At 64.0% G+C, this 7,805-nt stretch carries 6 protein-coding genes and 1 pseudogene; 6 read left to right on the top strand and 1 reads right to left on the bottom strand.

The window, feature by feature from the left end; all coding sequences use genetic code 11:
- The 6 genes from APH35_RS27545 to APH35_RS27520 form a co-directional block, all read left to right on the top strand.
- Nucleotides 1–226 (top strand): YqiA/YcfP family alpha/beta fold hydrolase (locus tag APH35_RS27545; RefSeq protein ID WP_305728978.1); only part of this gene is annotated, 226 nt, incomplete at its 5' end.
- A gap of 35 nt (nucleotides 227–261) precedes the next feature.
- Nucleotides 262–2,166 (top strand): DNA topoisomerase IV subunit B, encoded by a 1,905-nt coding sequence (gene parE / locus APH35_RS27540; RefSeq protein WP_060493956.1) that lies wholly within the window; start codon nucleotides 262–264, stop codon nucleotides 2,164–2,166.
- The gene (locus tag APH35_RS27535; RefSeq protein WP_012274478.1) at nucleotides 2,163–3,149 is read left to right on the top strand and encodes an esterase-like activity of phytase family protein; all 987 of its coding nucleotides are present in this window, start codon (nucleotides 2,163–2,165) and stop codon (nucleotides 3,147–3,149) included. The genes parE and APH35_RS27535 overlap by 4 nt, the downstream gene beginning before the upstream one ends.
- Complete coding sequence (locus tag APH35_RS27530; protein ID WP_012274477.1) at nucleotides 3,146–3,664, top strand: retropepsin-like aspartic protease family protein; 519 nt, start codon at nucleotides 3,146–3,148, stop codon at nucleotides 3,662–3,664. Before APH35_RS27535 ends, APH35_RS27530 begins: the two co-directional genes overlap by 4 nt.
- Before the next feature lie 10 nt (nucleotides 3,665–3,674).
- The gene (gene parC / locus APH35_RS27525) at nucleotides 3,675–5,933 is read left to right on the top strand and encodes a DNA topoisomerase IV subunit A (protein ID WP_012274476.1); all 2,259 of its coding nucleotides are present in this window, start codon (nucleotides 3,675–3,677) and stop codon (nucleotides 5,931–5,933) included.
- A gap of 172 nt (nucleotides 5,934–6,105) precedes the next feature.
- A complete protein-coding gene (locus APH35_RS27520) occupies nucleotides 6,106–6,816 on the top strand; it encodes a PqiC family protein (protein WP_041166608.1) in 711 nt (236 codons plus the stop codon).
- Between the two features lie 78 nt (nucleotides 6,817–6,894).
- Here the strand turns inward: APH35_RS27520 and APH35_RS27515 are convergent.
- A pseudogene (locus APH35_RS27515) lies at nucleotides 6,895–7,805 on the bottom strand (histidine kinase); the annotation flags it as partial.

Here is a 7,805-nt window from a genome sequence, read left to right as displayed (position 1 = left end):
AGTGCCGGCCCCGGTAGATGCCAGCCGCTATCAAGTGTGGCTGCAGACCGCCGATGAAACCCTGGACTATCGCCACGCCGAGCGCTATTACCGTGCTTGTGCCCTGCGCATTCAGGCCGGTGGCGACCACAGCTTCCAAGGCTTCGCCGAGCGCCTGCCGGCACTGTTGGCGTTCGCCGGCATTGCCCGTGGGCAGTATGCTGCGCTCGATTTTTCTGTATTTTGACTTTTTTGCACTCACCAGACTGACGACGAGACCCTATGGCCAATCCCAGCGCTAGCGCCTATAACGCAGACGCCATCGAAGTCCTCTCGGGCCTTGACCCGGTCCGCAAGCGGCCGGGCATGTACACCGATACCAGCCGCCCCAACCACCTGGCCCAGGAAGTCATCGACAACAGTGTCGACGAAGCCCTGGCCGGCCACGCGCGTTCGGTGCAGGTCATCCTGCATGCCGACCACTCGCTGGAAGTCAGCGACGACGGCCGTGGCATGCCGGTGGACATCCACCCGGAAGAGGGCGTGTCCGGGGTCGAGCTGATCCTCACCAAGCTGCACGCTGGCGGCAAGTTCTCCAACAAGAACTACCAGTTTTCTGGCGGCCTGCATGGTGTGGGCATTTCGGTGGTCAACGCCCTGTCGACCCAGGTGCGCGTGCGTGTCAAACGTGACGGCAACGAATACCAGATGACGTTCGCCGACGGCTTCAAGGCCAGCGAGCTGGAAGTGGTCGGCTCGGTCGGCAAGCGCAACACCGGCACCAGCGTGTACTTCAGCCCCGACCCCAAGTACTTCGACTCGGCCAAGTTCTCCATCAGCCGCCTCAAGCACGTGCTCAAGGCCAAGGCAGTACTGTGCCCGGGCCTGCTGGTCACCTTCGAGGACAAGGCCAGCGGCGAGAAGGTCGAGTGGCATTATGAAGATGGCCTGCGTTCTTACCTGGTCGATTCGGTCAGCGAATTCCAGCGTCTGCCCGACGAGCCGTTCTGCGGCAGCCTGGCTGGCAACAAGGAAGCCGTGGACTGGGCGTTGCTGTGGTTGCCAGAAGGTGGCGACAGCATCCAGGAAAGCTACGTCAACCTGATCCCCACCGCTCAGGGCGGCACCCATGTCAACGGCTTGCGTCAGGGCCTGCTGGATGCCATGCGTGAGTTCTGCGAGTTCCGCAATTTGCTGCCGCGTGGCGTGAAGCTTGCGCCAGAGGACATCTGGGAGCGCATTTCCTTCGTGCTCTCGATGAAAATGCAGGAGCCGCAGTTCTCTGGGCAGACCAAAGAGCGCCTGTCATCGCGCGAGGCGGCCGCGTTCGTTTCCGGCGTGGTCAAGGACGCCTTCAGCCTTTGGCTCAACGCCCACCCCGAGCTGGGCATGCAACTGGCAGAGCTGGCCATCAGCAACGCCGGGCGCCGCCTTAAGGCCAGTAAAAAGGTCGAACGCAAGCGCATCACCCAGGGCCCGGCACTGCCTGGCAAGCTGGCCGATTGCGCCGGCCAGGACCCGATGCGTGCCGAACTGTTCCTGGTTGAGGGTGACTCGGCAGGTGGCTCGGCCAAGCAGGCGCGGGACAAGGAGTTCCAGGCCATCCTGCCGCTGCGCGGCAAGATCCTCAACACCTGGGAAGTGGACGGTGGCGAAGTCCTGGCCAGCCAGGAAGTGCATAACATTGCCGTGGCCATCGGCGTAGATCCGGGTGCCACCGACCTTGCGCAGCTGCGCTACGGCAAGATCTGCATCCTCGCCGACGCCGACTCCGACGGGCTGCACATCGCCACGCTGCTGTGCGCGCTGTTCGTCCAGCACTTCCGTGCGCTGGTCGAGGCCGGGCATGTGTACGTGGCCATGCCGCCGCTGTACCGCATCGACCTTGGCAAGGAAATCTACTACGCCCTCGACGAAGCCGAGCGTGACGGCATTCTTGACCGCCTGGTGGCCGAGAAGAAGCGCGGCAAGCCGCAGGTCACCCGCTTCAAGGGCCTGGGCGAGATGAACCCGCCACAGCTGCGCGAAACCACCATGGACCCGAACACCCGGCGCCTGGTGCAGCTGACCCTGGATGACGTGGAGGCCACCTGCGAGCTGATGGACAAGCTGCTGGCCAAGAAGCGCGCCGGTGACCGCAAGAGTTGGCTGGAAACCAAAGGCAACCTGGCCGAGGTCATGGTTTGATTCGGCAAGTACTTGCCGTTTGCCTTGCGCTGGTTGCCCTGCCTTGCCTGGCGGGCAACTGGCCAGAGCTGAAGCTCAGTGGCGAGCACCCGATCGATGGCATGCGCGGTGGCAACCTGTCTGGCCTGGCGCAATGTCGGGGCGGGCTGTGGGGTGTTTCCGATCGCGACGACGACCGCATTTACCGCTTCGACCAGCAGAACACCACCTGGCGCGCACAACCGCTTACCTTCACCCCGCCAACGCCGCCGGAAAGCGGCCTGCCGTGGGGGCTGAAGTCGCGCAACTGGGCAGCGTCGTACATTCGCGGTGGCGAGCTGGATTTCGAAGGCATCACCTGTGACCAGGCGGGTAACCTGTACCTGGTCAGTGAAGCCCATGCCGCGGTGCTGCAATTGCCGCTGCAAGGCGAGCCGGACTGGTTGAAGATCGACCCGGCCATGGTGCGTCAGGCCCGGGCCAGTGGCATGTTGCTGAACTTCAATGCCTTGTTCGAAGGCTTGGCGATCAACCCGGCGGGGGACCGTCTGTGGCTGGCCGCCGAGCGTGAACGCCGCGGCCTGGTGGCTATCGAGCGCCAGCAATCGGTATGGACCTGCGGGCGTAGTTGCGTGCTGCTGAGCGAGGCCGGGGTCGAGATGCAGCCGGCGCAAATGCCCGATGCCCGGGCCTTGTCGCGCGATTTCGCCGACCTGGCCTGGTACGAGGGCAAGCTGTTTACCCTCGAACGTAACGCCTACCGGGTGTGCCGGCGGGATGCCGACAGTGGCAAGGTCGAGCGTTGCTGGTCGTTCGCTGCCGATGCGCTGGTGGAATCACGCCGCTATTCGCAGCCGTTTGGCCTTGCCGAAGCACTGGTGATCGATGCCAAGGGCGCCTGGATCGGCCTGGACAACAACAACGGCGCCCGCGCCGATGGCGAAACCCGCCCGATCGTCTGGCGTTTTGATGCGCCGCAAGGCGGCTGGAGCGCCAAGCCATGAGCCAGGCGCCGGGCAAGCGCGCGGGCAGGGTGCTGATGGTCGTCGCTTGGGCGGCGGCGCTGTTCCTTGCCACGCGCTTTTTCGGCCAATGGGAGGACAGCCAGCGCAACCCCAATAGCCAGGTGCAGTCCGAGCATGGCGAAGGTTTTATCGAAGTGCGCCTGTTGGGCAACGGCCAAGGGCACTTCGTGCTCGACGGTGCGATCAACGGCCAGGTGGTGCACTTCATGCTCGACACCGGTGCCACCGACGTGGCGATCCCTGAAGCGCTGGCCCGCGAGTTGAACCTCGAACGCGGCAGCCCGGTGCTGCTCAGCACTGCCAACGGCCGTACCGAGGGTTACCGCACGCGTCTGGCCAGCCTGCAATTGGGCGATATCCGCCTGCAGGACGTACGCGCCATCGTGGTACCGGGCCTGGACGGGCCCACCGTATTGCTGGGCATGAGTGCCCTGCAGCAACTTGAATTTACCCAGCGCGGCGGCACCATGCTGTTGCGCCAGAACCTGAAATGACGAGGCCCGCATGAGCGACTCACTGGAACTCAGCCTGGACGGTGTCGAACGCCGCTCGCTGGCTGACTTCACCGAACAGGCCTACCTCAACTACTCCATGTACGTGATCATGGACCGCGCCTTGCCGCACATCGGCGACGGCCTGAAGCCGGTGCAGCGACGCATCGTCTACGCCATGAGCGAGTTGGGGCTCGATGCCGATTCCAAGCACAAGAAGTCGGCGCGTACCGTCGGTGACGTGCTCGGCAAGTTCCATCCCCACGGCGACTCGGCCTGCTACGAGGCCATGGTGCTGATGGCGCAGCCGTTCAGCTACCGCTATACCCTGGTCGATGGCCAGGGCAACTGGGGTGCGCCGGACGATCCGAAGTCATTCGCCGCCATGCGTTACACCGAAGCGCGGTTGTCGCGCTACGCCGAAGTGCTGCTTAGCGAAGTCGGCCAGGGCACCGTGGACTGGGTGCCGAACTTCGACGGCACCTTGCAGGAGCCGGCCGTGTTGCCGGCGCGCCTGCCCAATATCCTGCTCAATGGCACCACCGGTATCGCCGTGGGCATGGCCACCGACGTGCCGCCGCACAACCTGCGTGAAGTAGCCAGCGCGTGCGTGCGCCTGCTCGACGAGCCCAAGGCCACCATCGAGCAACTGTGCGAGCATATCCAGGGGCCGGATTACCCGACCGAGGCCGAAATCGTCACGCCACGGGCCGAAATCCTCAAAATGTACGAAAGTGGCCGTGGCTCGATCCGCATGCGCGCCGTGTACCGTGTCGAGGATGGCGACGTCGTCGTCACCGCGCTGCCGCACCAGGTCTCAGGGGCCAAGGTGCTGGAGCAGATCGCCGCACAGATGCAGGCCAAGAAGCTGCCGATGGTCGCCGACCTGCGCGACGAGTCGGACCACGAAAACCCGTGCCGTATCGTCATCATCCCTCGGTCCAATCGCGTGGATGCCGACGAGCTGATGCAGCACCTGTTTGCCACCACCGACCTGGAGAGCACCTACCGGGTCAACGTGAATATCATCGGCCTCGACGGCCGGCCGCAGTTGAAAAACCTGCGAACCATCCTGGTGGAGTGGCTGGAGTTCCGTACCAATACCGTTCGTCGCCGCTTGCAGCACCGTCTGGACAAGGTCGAGAAGCGCTTGCACCTGTTGGACGGTTTGCTCACCGCGTTCCTCAACCTGGATGAAGTGATCCACATCATCCGTACCGAGGAGCACCCCAAGCAGGCGTTGATCGCCCGCTTCGAACTCACCGAAATCCAGGCCGACTACATCCTCGAGACCCGCCTGCGGCAGTTGGCGCGCCTGGAAGAAATGAAGATCCGCGGCGAACAGGACGAGTTGCTGAAGGAGCAAGCCAAGCTGCAGGCCCTGCTGGGCAGCGAGGCCAAACTGCGCAAGTTGGTGCGCAGCGAGCTGATCAAGGATGCCGAAACCTATGGCGACGATCGCCGTTCGCCAATTGTCGAGCGCGCCGAAGCCAAGGCCCTGTCGGAAAACGAGCTGATGCCGACCGAGCCGGTCACCGTGGTGCTCTCCGAGAAGGGTTGGGTGCGCTGCGCCAAGGGCCATGACATCGACGCCACCGGCCTTTCCTACAAGGCTGGCGACGGCTTCAAGGCCGCTGCGGCCGGGCGTTCCAACCAGTTTGCAGTGCTGATCGATTCCACCGGTCGCAGCTATTCGCTGCCCGCCCACAGCCTGCCATCGGCGCGTGGCCAGGGCGAGCCGCTGACAGGCCGCCTGACACCGCCACCGGGGGCCACTTTCGAATGCGTACTGCTGCCTGATGACGATGCGCTGTACGTGGTGGCTTCGGATGCCGGCTACGGCTTCGTGGTCAAAGGTGAAGACCTGCAGGCCAAGAACAAGGCCGGCAAAGGTTTGCTCAGCCTGCCCAACGGCGCCAAGGTCATGACCCCACGCCCGGTGGCGGACCGCGAGCAGGACTGGCTGGCGGCGGTGACCACCGAAGGTCGCCTGTTGGTGTTCAAGGTCAGCGACCTGCCACAGCTGGGTAAAGGCAAGGGCAACAAGATCATTGGCGTGCCCGGCGATCGGGTGGCCAGCCGTGAAGAATTTGTCACCGATCTGGCCGTGATTCCCGAAGGTGCAACCCTTGTATTGCAGGCCGGCAAGCGTACCCTGTCTTTGAAAGGGGACGATCTGGAGCATTACAAGGGCGAGCGTGGGCGGCGCGGCAGCAAGCTGCCACGCGGGTTCCAGCGCGTCGATGGGTTGCAGGTGGAAGTGCCGGCGTAACGGCCAGAAATGTCTGGAACGGCAATTTCAGCGCCGTTCCGGGCAGAAATGCTGGAGTCGGACGGTTATTTCGCGGATGATATGGCCCTTGCGGTGCCGACGTAGTCGTGTGCCCGTTTGAATCTACATGTATCACTGCGGTGTGCCTTGTGGCGGCCGCCTGGATGGGATGATGAAATTTCTGCGCCTTCCATTTGCGCTGTTGATGACTGGCCTGCTGGGCCTTGGCGGGTGCACCATGCATCAGCCGGTTGCCCTGTACCAGCTCGACAGTGGTGATCCTGGCCAGCCTTCGCAGAGTGCGGGCATGGCCGTGGTGCTCGGCCCGGTATCGGTGGCCGATTACCTGCAGCGTGAAACCTTTCTGCAGCGTCAAGCCGATGGCAGCCTGAGTGCGGCGACCGACGGCCGTTGGGCTGGCAGCCTTTCGTCGGATATCGACCAACTGCTGGTGCGCCAACTGGCCTGGCGTCTGGACAGCCAACGCGTTGTGCTGGCACCGGCGACCACGGGCTTCAGCCCGGACGTGCAGGTGTTGTTGTCGATCACTCGCCTGGACTCGGGCAAGGATCAGCCGGCCATACTGGATGCCCAGTGGCGTCTGCTCGACCGCCGTGGCCATGTGCGTGACAACCGTATCGTTCACCTCGAACAGCCGCACGAGGGCAGCGAATCGTCGCAGGTTCAGGCTCAGGGCCAACTGCTGCAGAAGCTGGCCGAACAGCTGAGCACAGCGCTGAAGCCGCTGGCCAACCAGCCGGCGATTGCCGAAGAGTCGCCTAAAAAGCCCGCTGCGCCGGTACAGGTGAAGAAGGCACCGGAGAAATCCAAGATCCCGATGGCCTCCCCGATTCGTACCGATATGGAAGTTTATCGGTTCTGATCGAACTGCCAGGTACGAAAAAGCCCGCGATCATGCGGGCTTTTTTTTGCCTCTACAGAGAGGCCGCTTCCATAGCTGTCAGGCCCTGCGCTCGTGCATCCGCGCCAGCTGCCGTTCCAGCATCGACGGGTAGGGCTCCATCAGGCGCTCTACGCAGCAGGCGCCTTCTGGGCTGGCAATCGGACGAATGCGGGCGCGCTGACGAATCAGCGCGTCATCGCTGATCTGCCGCTCCACCAACAACAGGTTGCGGCTGTGCTGCGACAGTGCCAAAGCATCCTGAACCTTCTCGGCCATCAGCAGATCAACCAGTTCCAGCCCATGCAGGTCGTTGCCCAGCACCAGGCCCAGTTGCAGCTGCAAGGTGATGCCGCTGTCGGCCACTTCGATCTGCAGAGCATGGCCCAGGGCGCGCAACAGCTCGCCGCAACAAATGGCGTTGGTCAGATAGTCTTCGCCACACTCGCGGCTGTGGAACAGCACCAGGGTGCTGCCATCGTCGAGCGTGTGGGTTTCGCCGTCGTAGAGTGAGGCCGCGTGCTCCAGGCAGTCGCGGTAGCGCTCGGTCAGCTCGGTCAGGCGTGTGCGTGGCAGGCGGCGCAGTTGCTCCTGCGAGCCCAGCTGCACGGCCAGTACGGCGCTGTACTGCGGCTCATCGGACTCGACCAGCGCGGCGGCTTTGGGCGCAGGGTCGTCGTCCAGCAGGCCGGCGAAGGCTTCGTCGTCATGCTCGTCTTCCACGGCGACAACCTTGGCGCGCGGCGCGGCCTTGGCGGGGGGGGCAGCTTCGTGCAGGTCGTCAAACGACTCGTCGTCGTCTTCCTCGAGCTCTGGTTCTGGCGGCGGCGGTGGAGCCAGGCGTGCATGCAGCTGGCGGGCGATGTCGCCAATCTCGTCCTGGCGGTCGGTGGCCGGGGTATAGGGCTGTGGGTCGCGCAGCCATACCCGCAGTTGCAGCAGCGGCAGGGTGATGTAGCGGCCTTGACGCA

The sequence above is a fragment of the Pseudomonas sp. NBRC 111132 genome, assembly GCF_001320565.1.
GTDB classification, from domain to species: domain Bacteria; phylum Pseudomonadota; class Gammaproteobacteria; order Pseudomonadales; family Pseudomonadaceae; genus Aquipseudomonas; species Aquipseudomonas putida_P.
The sequence above is the reverse complement of the archived record's forward strand: the minus strand, read 5'-3'. Positions and strand labels throughout refer to the sequence as shown.